The organism is Klebsiella sp. K5-204, from assembly GCF_030128585.1.
Classification (GTDB): domain Bacteria; phylum Pseudomonadota; class Gammaproteobacteria; order Enterobacterales; family Enterobacteriaceae; genus Klebsiella; species Klebsiella quasipneumoniae.
This window is the reverse complement of sequence record NZ_JAKUZS010000003.1, coordinates 375,378-389,029: the sequence shown is the minus strand read 5'-3', so window position 1 is coordinate 389,029 and position 13,652 is coordinate 375,378. Positions and strand designations below refer to the sequence as shown.

Below are 13,652 nucleotides of genomic sequence, written 5' to 3'. Positions count from 1 at the left end.
CAAACAATACCATTTAGAGCTGATGTACATATTTCTTGATGATAAAACAAGAAACTAAAACCAGTATATATCTCCATGAACCATAAAACCCCATATATAATATTATTTGACTTTCTAAATAATTAAATGTAATTTTTAAATTAATATAATAATAACCCGGAGACATCCCTTGAAAACAAAAAAACAAATAAAAATATACAAAACCACATTTGCAGTTATATATTTTATACTTGTGCCACCATTGCTTTTCTATTGCACCAACCATTCACATGATATTGTTCAGGGCAATATATCCCCATTCCCCCTTGCGATTTTATGTTTTTTGATTATGTTCCTTTTTATTTTAATAACCCTTATAGACAAAAAATAACCCTTTGCGATATATAATATCACAGGTTCACATAACCCAAAGCATCATTCAATATTAGTCTTTCCTGTTCCGCTTTAGCTGCAAGACTAATATTGTTTATTGTAGACGTGAACATCGCATACCAAATCATCCATTCGTTTTTATCTTTCCATTTATGAAAAATAACTTTTTCAACTGAGATCCAAACTACATCAATATTGGGATTTAAGAGAGTGTCCATGAAGTCATTATCAGAAATAGTCAGAGCATGGGATACTACTTCAATTTCATTTCTTGATCTATTTTTGTCAAAAATGCACCAGAAAGGTTGTGGCTTAATGAAGTCGTTCAGCGTACTGAAGGTCAACCCTCTGATTTGTGCTGCGTGCATTGTGCTCTTCACTTTATGAATATCACGCCATGAACGAAGGTCTCCCAACAAGTAGTTGACTCTTTGGTTTCTTGCTTTACTGTCTTCTGATTGATATTGGATATAAGTGGGTCCATCACCGTTTTGCCGATATCTTGCTAATGTTTTAACACTAATACCTAAATAGAGAGCAGCTAAATCGACACTTAACGTAGTGTCATCAGGCATGTCGCTAAAAAGCTTCCAGACCTCAGATAGCTCTCTCAATGTCGCAACGACACTCATATGTGTATCCTGTTTTATTCTGGCAATGGTGGATATTTGGCTGAGGCTAAAAGCACATTGTATAACTTAGGCGCAGCCATCAACATGTGCAACTCAATGCGTTGCAGAGCTTCAAATACTCGATCTTGGTCAGGTGTAGCATATCTTTCAGTTGGATCAGTAGTGTTTCGGTGATTTAGTAATCGCTTAACAACAGCATAAGAAGTAAGTTCTTCTGCAACACGACCAAACGTTCGACGCAGATCATGCATACCAAGCTTGACGATATCTGCTTCTACGCAAAGGTATTCACGTAAACTTTTGCTATCCGAATAATGGCCAACCTTACTTCTGGTCGAACGTGCGGGAAAAACCCATTTCCGCCTCTCTGGACGAGTTTCCGCATCAAATACGATATCGTGCCTGTCTTCAAGGATGCGTTTCACAGCATCACAGATTGGAAGCTCATGATCGTTTCGATTCTTAGTGTCGTAGAATCGAATGAGCCGATTTTCAAGATCTACATAGCTTGTCGTTTTAGCTTCTTCATTTGTAAGAGACTCTCGCCAGCACAGAGAAGCTGTTTCTTCCTTACGAGCACCAAGAAGGATAGTCAGCAGAAGGTAATCACAGCCAAGACGGTTGAAGCTTCTCTTGTTATGTAATGCTGTTAAAAATCGTCCAAGAGTATCTTTTGGAGAAAGCGGATTTCTGACACCTTTTGCTTTGTAGCTGTCTTCCAGTTCTGATCGAGTCCTGAACTTCTTCTGAACTTTCAAGATAGAGAATGGATTGTAGGACAAAGAGGGTTGTCGTTGCTGGGTCTGAGCATTCCCTGCTTCAATCTCGATTGCGTGTTTTACAGCAACGTTAGCCCAGCGGAATGTTTGCTCTGCGGCCGTCCTTGCTCTACTTGCGATTTCATCAAACTTGCGAAGAATTTCATTGCCTGTTAAATCCTTCACTCGAAGTCCTGACCATTCAGAAAGCCTGTTTTCTGCTTTGCTCAGCACATTAAGTGTGTTGGGTTTCGCTGGTTTAGATCTACCCATCAAATGATTTCTGTATTGAGCAAAGACTTCGCTGATAGTGAGTTCTGAAGCATCGGCCTCCCGCCTCACTGCATTAGGATTCCTTTTGGTCAACTTCATCGTTTGCACAAAATTGCGGGCTACATCGCGTGCCTGTTCAATGCTGGCAAAATCAGAGACATTACCAATAGTAGACCTGATAACCTCTTGAGGTGCCCTACCACCCGTAGAAGGCCTGTTTTCTGCTGATGACACACGCCGCTGGATGAAGTAGGTCTTTTTCGTGGCACTGATTTTGACACCAAAACCAACGGGTGAATCACGATGGCTGTCAGTGATAAGATACGCTTTTCGCTCTGGATTGGGTAAGTAGACTACTCTGCCTTGCGGATCGAGACTTGGTTTGACGTCGATTGATAACTTATTGATTATAATCGACTGATTGAGTGTCATTTTCATCAATGTATACCAGCAGTTCAAGTGTGTATATCAGATACTAACTAGAATACATATGGTATACAAATTAATCGGTTCACATGGGTTTTTAAGGGTTTCACATGGGGCCACCTGAGTACCCAAAAGACTTAAAAAACGAGCAAAATCAACATGAATGAATCATTTGATAAGGACTTCTCTAGCCATACGCCGATGATGCAGCAGTATCTCAAGCTGAAGGCGCAACATCCTGACATTCTGCTGTTTTACCGGATGGGGGATTTTTACGAGCTGTTTTATGACGATGCGAAACGCGCGTCGCAGCTGCTCGATATCTCGCTGACCAAACGCGGCGCCTCCGCGGGCGAACCCATTCCCATGGCCGGCATCCCCCACCACGCGGTGGAAAACTATCTTGCGAAACTGGTTAATCAGGGCGAGTCGGTAGCTATTTGCGAGCAGATAGGCGACCCGGCCACCACCAAAGGGCCGGTCGAGCGTAAAGTGGTGCGTATCGTCACGCCGGGCACCATCAGCGATGAAGCGCTGCTGCAGGAGCGTCAGGACAACCTGCTGGCCGCCATCTGGCAGGACAGCAAAGGCTTTGGCTACGCGACGCTGGACATCAGCTCCGGCCGCTTCCGCCTGAGCGAACCGGCCGACCGCGAAACCATGGCGGCAGAGCTGCAGCGTACTAATCCGGCGGAGCTGCTGTACGCGGAAGATTTTGCCGAATCGTCGCTGATCGAAGGCCGCCGCGGTCTGCGCCGTCGCCCGCTGTGGGAATTTGAAATCGACACCGCGCGCCAGCAGCTTAACCTGCAGTTCGGCACCCGCGATCTGGTCGGCTTCGGCGTGGAAAACGCCCCCCGCGGCCTGTGCGCCGCCGGCTGCCTGCTGCAGTATGTCAAAGACACCCAGCGCACCTCGCTGCCGCATATTCGCTCCATCACCATGGAGCGCCAGCAGGACAGCATCATTATGGATGCCGCCACCCGCCGTAACCTCGAGATCACCCAGAATCTCGCCGGCGGCACCGATAACACTCTGGCCTCGGTACTCGACTGTACGGTGACGCCGATGGGCAGCCGGATGCTCAAGCGCTGGCTGCATATGCCGGTCCGCGATACCGCCGTGCTGGTGGAGCGCCAGCAGACCATCGGCGCGCTGCAGGAGCGCTATACCGAGCTGCAGCCGGTGCTGCGCCAGGTTGGTGATTTGGAACGTATTCTGGCGCGTCTGGCGCTGCGTACCGCCCGTCCACGCGATTTAGCCCGCATGCGTCATGCCCTGCAGCAGTTGCCCCTGCTGCGCGAGCAGCTGGCTGACGTTGACAGTCAGCCGGTGCAAAAATTGCGCGAAAAAATGGGCGAGTTTAGTGAACTGCGCGAACTGCTGGAGCGCGCGGTGATCGACGCCCCGCCGGTGCTGGTCCGCGACGGCGGGGTCATCGCTCCAGGCTACAGCGAAGAGCTGGACGAGTGGCGGGCGCTGGCCGATGGCGCCACCGATTATCTCGATAAGCTGGAGATCCGCGAGCGCGAGCGGCTGGGCCTCGACACCCTGAAGGTCGGCTACAACGCCGTCCACGGCTACTACATCCAGATCAGCCGCGGCCAGAGCCACCTCGCGCCGATCCACTACGTGCGTCGCCAGACGCTGAAAAACGCCGAACGCTATATTATTCCTGAGCTGAAGGAATACGAAGATAAGGTGCTGACCTCCAAGGGCAAAGCGCTGGCGCTGGAAAAGCAGCTTTATGACGAACTGTTCGACCTGCTGCTGCCGCACCTTGCCGACCTGCAGGCGAGCGCCAGCGCGCTGGCCGAGCTGGACGTGCTGGTCAACCTGGCGGAACGCGCGGAAACCCTCAACTACTGCTGCCCGACCTTTAGCGATAAGCCGGGCATTCGCATCAGCGAAGGCCGCCATCCGGTGGTCGAGCAGGTGCTGAAAGAGCCGTTTATCGCCAACCCGCTGCAGCTGGCGCCGCAGCGGCGGATGCTGATCATCACCGGGCCGAACATGGGCGGTAAAAGTACCTATATGCGCCAGACCGCGCTGATTGCGCTGCTGGCCTATATCGGCAGCTACGTCCCGGCGCAGAAGGTGGAGATAGGCCCCATCGATCGCATCTTTACCCGCGTCGGCGCGGCGGATGACCTGGCCAGCGGCCGCTCGACCTTTATGGTGGAGATGACTGAAACCGCCAATATCCTGCACAACGCCACCGAACACAGCCTGGTGCTGATGGATGAGATTGGCCGCGGCACGTCCACCTACGACGGTCTGTCGCTGGCATGGGCCTGTGCGGAAAATCTGGCCAACAAAATCAAGGCGCTGACGCTGTTCGCCACCCACTACTTCGAGCTCACTCAGCTGCCGGAGAAAATGGAAGGCGTCGCCAACGTCCATCTCGACGCGCTGGAGCATGGCGACACCATCGCCTTTATGCACAGCGTGCAGGATGGCGCGGCCAGCAAGAGCTACGGCCTGGCGGTCGCCGCGCTGGCCGGGGTGCCGAAAGAGGTGATCAAGCGCGCGCGGCAGAAACTGCGCGAGCTGGAGAGTATCTCGCCCAACGCGGCGGCGACCCAGGTCGACGGCACGCAGATGTCGCTGCTCACCGCTCCGGAAGAGACCTCGCCTGCGGTTGAGGCGCTGGAGAATCTTGATCCGGACTCCCTGACCCCGCGTCAGGCGCTGGAGTGGATCTATCGCCTGAAGAGCCTGGTGTAGGTCTCTTTTAACGTGAAAAAACGGCAGCGCCCTGCGGTGCTGCCGTTTTAACAAATGCAAAATGGGTGCGAGAGGATGCGTCCTGACAACCAATACGCGGGGTTTCCCCCGCGCGGATGCTATTTCTTCGATTCGTAAGCGAGAACAGCTTTAAACTCCATACTACGCTCTTTAATATTGAGTTCGCACAGCGAGCTGCGCACCAAAAGCGTAAATCCCAGTACCGTAATACACAGTACGACGATTGCCACAAGGGCATATTTTGTTAGCATGTCTTGCCTCCCTGCAAAGAAGAGACTAACATCTGAATTGTTCAGGTTCATCCGTCAGCCTCAGTTGATAGAAATATCTCCTGGGGCTTTCGTCTGTCTGGGGCCTGGTCTTGCTCAAGGCCAGACAGCCTCAAGCACCCGCCGCTATTCTATACTCGTCATGGCGTGAAATTTATCTGCAAGGAATTAATCAGACGGATTTTATATTAATCTGGAAGCCGACTCGCAAAGTCGCCCCATTATATTACCCCTTTACATAATTTCTGGATTTAATGAGTAAATAACTTTTATCATTTTGCGAAATATAAAAAAGCCGACGGAGAGATTATCCCAGTCGGCGTGATGGTCGCAGGCAGTTTGCGCAGACCCAATTTTAAAATGGCAGGTAAAATAACCTTAACAGGATAAGCCCTTAGCGGGCTCTTTTCATTAACGCTTATCTTCCGACAATAGCGGCGGGACGTGCGGCACCTGCGGCGCTTCATCAATATCTTTCTGCGTCATCCGGAACGCTTCAGGATAGTGCTCACGGCTGGTGCGGCGCAGCGGCTCGGTATCCCGCCAGGTATACAGACAGTGCTGGCACTGATACACGGTCCAGACTCCTTTCACCGGCGATTTCGCCATGACGTCAATCTTTTCATCGGCGCAACGTGGACAAATCATCTTCTTCTCCTTACTTACGGTTGGCCAGCATAGCGGTCAGTTTTTCAGCCCAGGCTTTGGTTTCCGGCAGATCCTGCACCGGCTGGCTGTAGTGGCCGCGAAGGTCCGGCGCAACCGGGGTGGTGGCGTCGATAATTAGCTTGTCGGTGATGCCCGCCGGGCTGGAGCCTGGGTCAAGTTCAAGGACCGACATGTTCGGCAACTGCACCAGGTCTCCCGCCGGGTTAACCTTCGAGGAGAGCGCCCACATCACCTGCGGCAGGTTGAACGGGTCGACGTCTTCATCAACCATGATCACCATCTTCACATACCCAAGGCCGTGGGGAGTGGTCATCGCCCGCAAACCCACCGCGCGGGCAAAACCGCCGTAGCGTTTTTTGGTGGAGATAATCGCCAGCAGACCGTGGGTGTACATAGCGTTGACCGCCTGCACTTCCGGGAACTCTGCCTTCAGCTGCTGATACAGCGGCACGCAGGTGGCCGGGCCCATCAGATAGTCGATTTCGGTCCACGGCATACCGAGATAGAGCGATTCAAAAATCGGTTTGCTGCGATACGAGACTTTGTCGATGCGCACTACCGTCATGTTACGACCGCCGGAGTAGTGGCCGGTAAACTCACCGAACGGCCCCTCTATCTCACGCTTACGGCCTTCAATCACCCCTTCGAGGATCACTTCCGAACCCCAGGGCACGTCAAAGCCGGTCAGCGGCGCGGTGGCAATGGGATACGGGCTCTCGCGCATCGCGCCGGCCATTTCATATTCTGACTGATCGTATTTCAGCGGCGTGGCGCCCATCAGGGTGATAATCGGGTCGTTACCGAGGGTAATGGCGATCGGCAGGTCTTCCCCGCGCTCTTCCGCTTTATGCAGATGCAGGGCGATATCGTGCATCGGCACCGGCTGCAGGCCGAGCTTGCGCTTGCCTTTCACTTCCATACGGTAGATACCGACGTTTTGCTTACCGAAGTTGTCAGGGTCAAGCGGATCGCGCGAAACGACACAGGCTTTGTCGAGGTAGAACCCGCCGTCGCCATCGTTGAGGCGGAACAGCGGCAGAATATCGAACAGGTTGATATCATCGCCATCCACGGTGTTTTCCGCCCATGCCGGGTTGGCGCGGCGCTCTGGCGTCACCGGGAAGTTATCCCAACGGCGGATGAATTCATCAATCTGCTTTTTCACCGGCGTGTTGGGCGGCAGGCCCAGCGAGATGGCATGGTTCTGCCACGAGCCGATGGTGTTCATCGTCACCCGGGCATCGGTAAAGCCGCGAATATTATCGAACCACAGCGCCGGGGCGCCGTCGCCGATGCGTCCGGTGGCATTGGCTGCCGCCGCCAGGTCTGGCTCAGCGTTCACCTCCTCACTGATTTTCAGCAGTTGTCCCTGGTCATCCAGCGCCTGCAAAAAGCTGCGCAAATCATCAAAAGCCATTATTCGATCTCCTGTGCTAATTGTTCTGCCGTGCGCAAGCCGTTCCAGCGGCGCGCTTTGTGATAGTCGAGGCCAAACTGATCCAGCACCCGGGTCACAATGTGGTTGGTGATATCGTCAACCGTCTCCGGGTGGTTATAGTAAGCCGGCATCGGCGGCACCATCGCCACGCCCATACGGGACAGCGCCAGCATGTTCTCGAGATGGATCGTGCTGAGCGGCATTTCCCGCGGGACCAGCACCAGCTTGCGCCCCTCTTTAAGCACCACGTCCGCCGCACGCCCCACCAGCCCCTCGGCATAGCCTGCGCGAATGCCTGCCAGCGTTTTCATACTGCAGGGAATCACGATCATGCCGTCGGTACGAAATGAACCTGATGAGATGGTGGCGGCCTGGTCGGCCGGGCTGTGGGAAAAGTCCGCCAGCGCGGCCACTTCCCGTGCCGTCCAGGGCGTTTCCAGCTCGATGGTGGTTTTGGCCCACTTCGACATCACCAGATGGGTTTCCACCCCCGGCATATCGCGCAGCGCCTGCAGTAATGCCACCCCAAGCGGAGCCCCGGTGGCCCCTGTCATCCCAACAATCAGTTTCATTCCAGACCTCATTCAATTTGTTCGTACACGAACTTTATGCTTAAATTACCCTCTCCTGAGCCGAATGACAAGATCGTTCGTATACGTTCGCATTTTTAATCAAACAGGGAAAAGGTATAAAAAGGCGTACGAACGGCTATCATAGAGGTGACAGTTTTGTTACGGAGTATCCATGGAGTTACGAAACGAAGCATTCCACCTGCTGCGCCAGCTTTTTCAACAACATACCGCCCGCTGGCAGCAGGCGTTACCGGACCTGACTAAGCCTCAGTATGCGGTGATGCGCTCGGTTGCGGAGCAACCGGGTATCGAACAGGTGGTGCTGATTGAAGCGGCGGTCAGTACGAAGGCCACGCTGGCGGAGATGCTCAGCCGGATGGAAGCGCGCGGCCTGGTGCGCCGGGAGCACGATCCGGCCGATAAACGCCGCCGTTTTGTCTATCTGACCGACGAAGGCGAGGCGCTGCTTAACCGTTCCATTCCGCAAGGCAATGAGGTCGATGACGAGTTTCTTGGCCGCCTGAGCGATGATGAACGCGAACAGTTCTCCCGGCTGGTGCGTAAAATGATGGTTCCCTGAGCAAGCGCCTAGCCGAGCTGCTCGCGCAGGAAGTCGATAAACGTCCGCACCCGGGTAGGCATATGCTGCGCATCGGGATAAAGGGCATACACTCCCTGCGGCGGGAAATGGTATTCCGGCAGGACAGCCACCAGCTCCCGCTGCGCCAGTTTACCGGCCACCAGCCAGGCTGGCAGCAAAGCGATGCCGCATCCGGCCAGAGCAAAGCTCATCAGCGCCGTGGCGCTGTCGGCTGAAAACCGTGGCGCGTTGACTATCGTAAAATCCACCTCTGCCTGTTCATCCGTTCGCAGCTGCCAGCGCAGCGGGGCCGGCAGACGCTCGTGAATAATCCAGTCAGCTTGCGCCAGATCGGACAGCGTCAGCACCGGATGGCTCGCCAGCCAGGCCGGGGAGGCGACGGGCAGGATCGCGAAACTGGCTATCCGCGTCGCCCGATAGCGGGAATCGGCCAGCATACCGAGGCGTATCGCCACGTCAAATCGTTCGGAGATAAGATCCGCATGATGGGAGGACGAGACGTGCCGCACCCGTAGCGCCGGATGATGACGGGAAAACGCCGCCAGCGCCGGGATGATGACCTGCGCGCCATACTCCGGCGTGGTGGTGATCCGCAGCTCTCCGCTTAAACCGCTATGGCTGGCCCGGACCTCATCCTGCAGATTTTCCGCCGCTTTGAGCAGCGCCACCCCACGCTGATAGAACAGCGCCCCGGCGTCAGTGAGCCGCAGACGGCGCGTCGAGCGCAGCAGCAGCGTCACCCCCAGCTCATTTTCCAGTTGCCGTACGTTAAAGCTGACCACCGCCTTGGTCTGCCCCAGCGCCGCGGCGGCCTGGGTAAAGCTGCCGGCGTCCACCACGGCGATAAACATGGTCACGCGCTGAAGGTTTAGCATCGTCGTCCGGATGATTGTCAAAAATATTCAGACAGTATATCCCGATTCGCCCCGTTTATCCCCCGCGGCGCCGGGTTTACAGTAGCCGCCTGTCTGAGGGAGTGAATCATGACCTATCGCCACCGCGTTGCCACCGTTTTTCTGTTCGGCTTTTTTCTCGACCTAATCAATATGTTTATCGCCAGCATTGCCTTCCCGGCTATCAGCCACGAGCTGGCGGTGTCCGTCTCGCAGCTGGCGTGGGTCAGCAATGCCTATATTCTTGGCCTGACGGCCGTCGTACCGTTCAGCGCCTGGCTCAGCCAGCGCTGTGGGCCAAAACGGCTGTTTTTACTCTCGCTGGGGCTGTTCAGCCTCGGCGCGCTGGCATCGGGGCTGGCCCATAGCCTGGGTGAGCTGATTTTCTGGCGTACGCTGCAGGGGATGGGCGGCGGGCTGTTAATCCCCCTCGGCCAGGCGCTGACGTGGCCGCTGTTTCAGCCGCAGGAGCGGGCGAAGCTGTCGGCGGCGGTGATGCTGGTCGGCCTGCTGGCGCCCGCCTGCTCGCCGGCGATCGGGGGTCTGCTCGTCCAGGCGTTCAGCTGGCGCTGGGTCTTTTTCGCCAGCCTGCCTGTCGCCCTGCTTACCTTTATGCTGGCGGCGCGATGGCTAAACAACAGCCCCGCTCCCGTCCGGCCGACCCGCTTTCTCCCGCTGTCATTGCTGGCCGATCCTCTCCTGCGCTTCGCCATGCTGATCTATCTCTGCGTACCGGGGATGTTTATTGCCGTCAACGTGGTGGGAATGTTCTACCTGCAACGCGTCACCGGGATGGCGCCGGGGGCCACTGGCGCCCTGATGGTGCCGTGGTCGCTGGCCTCATTTGCCGCCATCACCTTTACCGGCAGGTATTTCAACCGCTTCGGGCCGCGGCCGCTGGTGATGGTCGGCTGCCTGCTACAGGCGGCGGGGATCCTGCTGCTGCTGCAGGTCGATGCACACAGCCCGCTGGCGCTGTTGATTCTGGCCTTTACACTGATGGGCGGCGGAGGCAGCTTATGCAGCAGCACCGCGCAAAGCAGCGCTTTCCTGCATACGCCTGGCGAAGAGATGCCTGACGCCAGCGCGCTGTGGAACCTTAACCGCCAGCTCAGCTTCTTTGCCGGCAGCGCGCTGCTCGCCCTGCTGTTGAGGGTATTCCCGCCGGCCTACGCCTGGCAGGGCGCGTTTAGCTGCGCCGCCGCCATAACCCTGTTGCCGCTGCTGTTTTGCCTGCGGCTGAATAATCGGGCGATTATCCATCGCCTGCACACTACTCTGGAGAAGTCATGAACCCTTATCTGCAGGAAGTCGTCGACGCCCATGTCCTTATCGAACGCTGGTTAAGCCACGGGGAAGGAAGCGCTGAGGCGCTGATGAGCCGTTTTGCCGCCGAATTCACCATGATCCCTCTGAGCGGCGAGAAGATGGACTACCCGACGGTGAGCCGTTTTTTCCACCAGGCGGGCGCAAGCCGTCCGGAATTACACATTGTGGTGGATCAGGCGAAAATCATCAGCGAGTGGCACGACGGCGCCGCCGTGCTGTACCGTGAACGCCAAACGCTGGCTGATGGCAGTGAGAACGTACGCTGGTCGACGGCGATTTTTCAGCAAGCGGAAGGGAAAATTGTCTGGCGCCATCTGCAGGAAACCCGCCTCGGCTAGCGCAAAGAAAAAGGCCCCGTCTTTCGAGGGGGCCTTTTTGAGAGAAAAGATCTTATTCGCGGAAGAGCGCTTCGATATTCAGTCCTTGCCCCTGCAGAATTTCCCGCAGGCGACGCAGACCTTCCACCTGGATCTGACGCACACGCTCGCGAGTGAGGCCAATTTCACGGCCCACATCTTCCAGGGTGGCGGCTTCATAACCCAGCAGACCGAAACGACGCGCCAGAACCTCACGCTGCTTGGCGTTCAGTTCGAACAGCCATTTAACGATGCTTTGTTTCATATCATCGTCCTGCGTGGTGTCTTCCGGGCCGTTCTCTTTCTCATCGGCCAGAATATCCAGCAGCGCTTTTTCTGAATCGCCACCCAGCGGGGTATCCACCGAGGTGATGCGCTCGTTCAGACGCAGCATACGGCTGACGTCATCGACCGGTTTGTCCAGCTGTTCGGCAATCTCTTCCGCGCTCGGCTCGTGGTCCAGCTTGTGGGACAACTCGCGCGCGGTACGCAGATAGACGTTCAGCTCTTTGACAATGTGGATCGGCAAACGGATCGTACGGGTTTGGTTCATGATCGCCCGTTCAATAGTCTGGCGGATCCACCAGGTCGCATAGGTCGAAAAACGGAACCCACGTTCCGGGTCAAACTTCTCAACGGCGCGGATCAGGCCGAGGTTACCTTCTTCAATCAGATCCAGCAGCGCCAGACCACGATTGCTGTAACGACGGGCAATCTTCACCACCAGACGCAGGTTGCTTTCAATCATGCGACGGCGTGAAGCGACATCACCACGCAGTGCGCGACGCGCGAAATAGACTTCCTCTTCCGCGGTCAGCAGTGGGGAATAACCAATCTCTCCAAGATAAAGCTGAGTGGCGTCAAGCACGCGTTGCGTTGCGCCTTGCGACAGCAGCTCTTCCTCAGCCAGATCGCTATCACTGGGTTCCTCTTCTACTAAGGCCTTCTCGTCGAAAACCTCAATTCCGTTCTCATCAAATTCCGCGTCTTCATTTAAATCATGAACTTTCAGCGTATTCTGACTCATAAAGGTGGCTCCTACCCGTGATCCCTGAGCAAAGCACCTTCCACGGCGCATCAACAAAAGACGCCAGGACGATTTCCCCTACTCCTCTCAGCGAGAGGCGCATAGACACCGCCCTGGCGCCTGTTAGCTAATGCTTCGCTTATCCGTACTTTGCCAAATTATCGCTGCGGTAAGTACTGCAGCGGGTTGACGGATTTCCCCTTGTAACGAATTTCAAAATGTAATCTTGTTGAGCTGGTTCCGGTGCTACCCATGGTAGCGATTTTCTGCCCCGCTTTGACTTCCTGTTGCTCCCGAACCAGCATGGTATCGTTATGAGCGTAGGCACTCAGGTAATCATCGTTATGTTTGATGATAATAAGATTACCGTAGCCGCGCAGTGCGTTACCGGCATAGACGACGCGCCCATCGGCGGTCGCGACAATAGCCTGTCCCTTACTGCCTGCAATGTCGATACCTTTATTGCCGCCTTCCGCGCCACTAAAGTTCTCGATAACTTTGCCATCAGTCGGCCAGCGCCATGATGAGATCGGCGAACTGGTTGACGTACTGCTTGCAGTCGGCTGGGTTGTGCTCACCGTTGTAGGTGCCGTCACCGGCGCGACAACCGTCGAGGTCGTGGTCGCTGGTTTATTATTAGGCAACATCTTGGTAGCACTTTGTTCACCTGAGGATTCAGAATACGTAATAGTCGGTTGTGAAGCAACCACCGCGGTCGATTTTTGTGCAGAAGTTGTGGTGGCCGTCGCACCGCCGCTCGCCCTTGCGCTGGCCTGAGAAACGGCGTTTTCACCGGTGATCGGCTGGCCTGAAGCGTTGCCGACCTGCAGCACCTGACCGACGTTCAGGGCGTACGGGGCCGGGACATTGTTGCGTTGCGCCAGGTCACGGAAATCGTTGCCGGTGACCCAGGCGATATAGAACAGGGTGTCGCCGCGTTTGACCGTATAGGTACTGCCGCCGGTATAGCTACCTTTCGGAATATCGCCATATTTGCGGTTGTAAACGATCTTGCCATTCACCGTCTGCACCGGTTCCTGCGCCATTGGCTGCGGCTGAATGGTCTGGGTCTGCACCGGCTGGATCGGCTGCGCCTGAGGAGCAGACTGGACGCCGGAGGATGGCGGCGTAATCAACATGCCGGAATTGGTGCTGGAAGAGGCGGCACCGCCGGCAGAGCTCACCGGCGCAGGCGGATTATTGGTGTTGGTACATCCGGCCAGCCAGAGTGAAACCAGTGAAAGAGCCGCAATACGGCTGACGGTAAATTTGGTGCTTCCCGCGCTCAT

At 55.3% G+C, this 13,652-nt stretch carries 13 protein-coding genes; 4 read left to right on the top strand and 9 right to left on the bottom strand.

The window, feature by feature from the left end; translation table 11 throughout:
• Positions 1–389 precede the first annotated feature (389 nt).
• Both MKR05_RS10580 and MKR05_RS10575 read right to left on the bottom strand, forming a co-directional pair.
• Positions 390–1,004, bottom strand: coding sequence for a hypothetical protein (locus MKR05_RS10580; RefSeq protein WP_048298125.1), 615 nt, complete (start codon positions 1,002–1,004; stop codon positions 390–392).
• Positions 1,005–1,018: 14 nt separating this feature from the next.
• Positions 1,019–2,473, bottom strand: coding sequence for a tyrosine-type recombinase/integrase (locus tag MKR05_RS10575; protein ID WP_072072807.1), 1,455 nt, complete (start codon positions 2,471–2,473; stop codon positions 1,019–1,021).
• Between the two features lie 147 nt (positions 2,474–2,620).
• On the opposite strand from MKR05_RS10575, the gene mutS reads away from it, so the two are divergent.
• Entirely contained in the window at positions 2,621–5,188 is a 2,568-nt protein-coding gene (mutS, locus tag MKR05_RS10570; RefSeq protein WP_048298127.1) for a DNA mismatch repair protein MutS, read from the top strand.
• Positions 5,189–5,307: 119 nt separating this feature from the next.
• Here mutS and MKR05_RS10565 read toward each other — a convergent pair whose 3' ends face one another.
• The 4 genes from MKR05_RS10565 to MKR05_RS10550 form a co-directional block, all read right to left on the bottom strand.
• Positions 5,308–5,460, bottom strand: coding sequence for a Hok/Gef family protein (locus tag MKR05_RS10565; RefSeq protein ID WP_048298707.1), 153 nt, complete (start codon positions 5,458–5,460; stop codon positions 5,308–5,310).
• A 429-nt stretch (positions 5,461–5,889) separates the two neighbouring features.
• On the bottom strand, positions 5,890–6,126 hold the full coding sequence (locus MKR05_RS10560; RefSeq protein ID WP_032453899.1) for a non-oxidative hydroxyarylic acid decarboxylases subunit D: 237 nt from the start codon (positions 6,124–6,126) through the stop codon (positions 5,890–5,892).
• Between the two features lie 10 nt (positions 6,127–6,136).
• Entirely contained in the window at positions 6,137–7,564 is a 1,428-nt protein-coding gene (locus tag MKR05_RS10555; RefSeq protein ID WP_284118223.1) for a non-oxidative hydroxyarylic acid decarboxylases subunit C, read from the bottom strand.
• Complete coding sequence (locus tag MKR05_RS10550; RefSeq protein WP_048298128.1) at positions 7,564–8,157, bottom strand: non-oxidative hydroxyarylic acid decarboxylases subunit B; 594 nt, start codon at positions 8,155–8,157, stop codon at positions 7,564–7,566. The genes MKR05_RS10555 and MKR05_RS10550 overlap by 1 nt, the downstream gene beginning before the upstream one ends.
• Positions 8,158–8,329: 172 nt before the next feature.
• Between MKR05_RS10550 and MKR05_RS10545 the strand changes: the two genes are divergently transcribed.
• Entirely contained in the window at positions 8,330–8,737 is a 408-nt protein-coding gene (locus tag MKR05_RS10545) for a MarR family winged helix-turn-helix transcriptional regulator (protein ID WP_023290815.1), read from the top strand.
• Between the two features lie 8 nt (positions 8,738–8,745).
• On the opposite strand, the gene MKR05_RS10540 is transcribed toward MKR05_RS10545, so the two are convergent.
• Positions 8,746–9,633, bottom strand: a complete 888-nt coding sequence (locus MKR05_RS10540; protein ID WP_048298129.1) for a LysR family transcriptional regulator — start codon at positions 9,631–9,633, stop codon at positions 8,746–8,748.
• Between the two features lie 108 nt (positions 9,634–9,741).
• Here MKR05_RS10540 and MKR05_RS10535 point away from each other — a divergent pair, with 108 nt between their 5' ends.
• Both MKR05_RS10535 and MKR05_RS10530 read left to right on the top strand, forming a co-directional pair.
• Complete coding sequence (locus tag MKR05_RS10535) at positions 9,742–10,944, top strand: MFS transporter (protein ID WP_023290817.1); 1,203 nt, start codon at positions 9,742–9,744, stop codon at positions 10,942–10,944.
• Positions 10,941–11,318 (top strand): hypothetical protein, encoded by a 378-nt coding sequence (locus MKR05_RS10530; RefSeq protein ID WP_032453902.1) that lies wholly within the window; start codon positions 10,941–10,943, stop codon positions 11,316–11,318. The genes MKR05_RS10535 and MKR05_RS10530 overlap by 4 nt, the downstream gene beginning before the upstream one ends.
• A gap of 52 nt (positions 11,319–11,370) precedes the next feature.
• Here the strand turns inward: MKR05_RS10530 and rpoS are convergent, their stop codons facing one another.
• Together rpoS and nlpD are read right to left on the bottom strand one after the other, a co-directional pair.
• A complete protein-coding gene (rpoS, locus tag MKR05_RS10525; protein ID WP_002915106.1) occupies positions 11,371–12,363 on the bottom strand; it encodes an RNA polymerase sigma factor RpoS in 993 nt (330 codons plus the stop codon).
• 158 nt (positions 12,364–12,521) lie between these two features.
• Positions 12,522–13,652, bottom strand: coding sequence for a murein hydrolase activator NlpD (gene nlpD / locus MKR05_RS10520; RefSeq protein ID WP_023290819.1), 1,131 nt, complete (start codon positions 13,650–13,652; stop codon positions 12,522–12,524).

Coding starts and splice junctions, on each gene's coding strand:
- MKR05_RS10580 (WP_048298125.1), bottom strand. CDS start 1,004: ATGAGTGTCGTTGCGACATTGAGAGAGCTATCTGAGGTCTGGAAGCTT.
- MKR05_RS10575 (WP_072072807.1), bottom strand. CDS start 2,473: ATGAAAATGACACTCAATCAGTCGATTATAATCAATAAGTTATCAATC.
- mutS (WP_048298127.1), top strand. CDS start 2,621: ATGAATGAATCATTTGATAAGGACTTCTCTAGCCATACGCCGATGATG.
- MKR05_RS10565 (WP_048298707.1), bottom strand. CDS start 5,460: ATGCTAACAAAATATGCCCTTGTGGCAATCGTCGTACTGTGTATTACG.
- MKR05_RS10560 (WP_032453899.1), bottom strand. CDS start 6,126: ATGATTTGTCCACGTTGCGCCGATGAAAAGATTGACGTCATGGCGAAA.
- MKR05_RS10555 (WP_284118223.1), bottom strand. CDS start 7,564: ATGGCTTTTGATGATTTGCGCAGCTTTTTGCAGGCGCTGGATGACCAG.
- MKR05_RS10550 (WP_048298128.1), bottom strand. CDS start 8,157: ATGAAACTGATTGTTGGGATGACAGGGGCCACCGGGGCTCCGCTTGGG.
- MKR05_RS10545 (WP_023290815.1), top strand. CDS start 8,330: ATGGAGTTACGAAACGAAGCATTCCACCTGCTGCGCCAGCTTTTTCAA.
- MKR05_RS10540 (WP_048298129.1), bottom strand. CDS start 9,633: ATGCTAAACCTTCAGCGCGTGACCATGTTTATCGCCGTGGTGGACGCC.
- MKR05_RS10535 (WP_023290817.1), top strand. CDS start 9,742: ATGACCTATCGCCACCGCGTTGCCACCGTTTTTCTGTTCGGCTTTTTT.
- MKR05_RS10530 (WP_032453902.1), top strand. CDS start 10,941: ATGAACCCTTATCTGCAGGAAGTCGTCGACGCCCATGTCCTTATCGAA.
- rpoS (WP_002915106.1), bottom strand. CDS start 12,363: ATGAGTCAGAATACGCTGAAAGTTCATGATTTAAATGAAGACGCGGAA.
- nlpD (WP_023290819.1), bottom strand. CDS start 13,652: ATGAGCGCGGGAAGCACCAAATTTACCGTCAGCCGTATTGCGGCTCTT.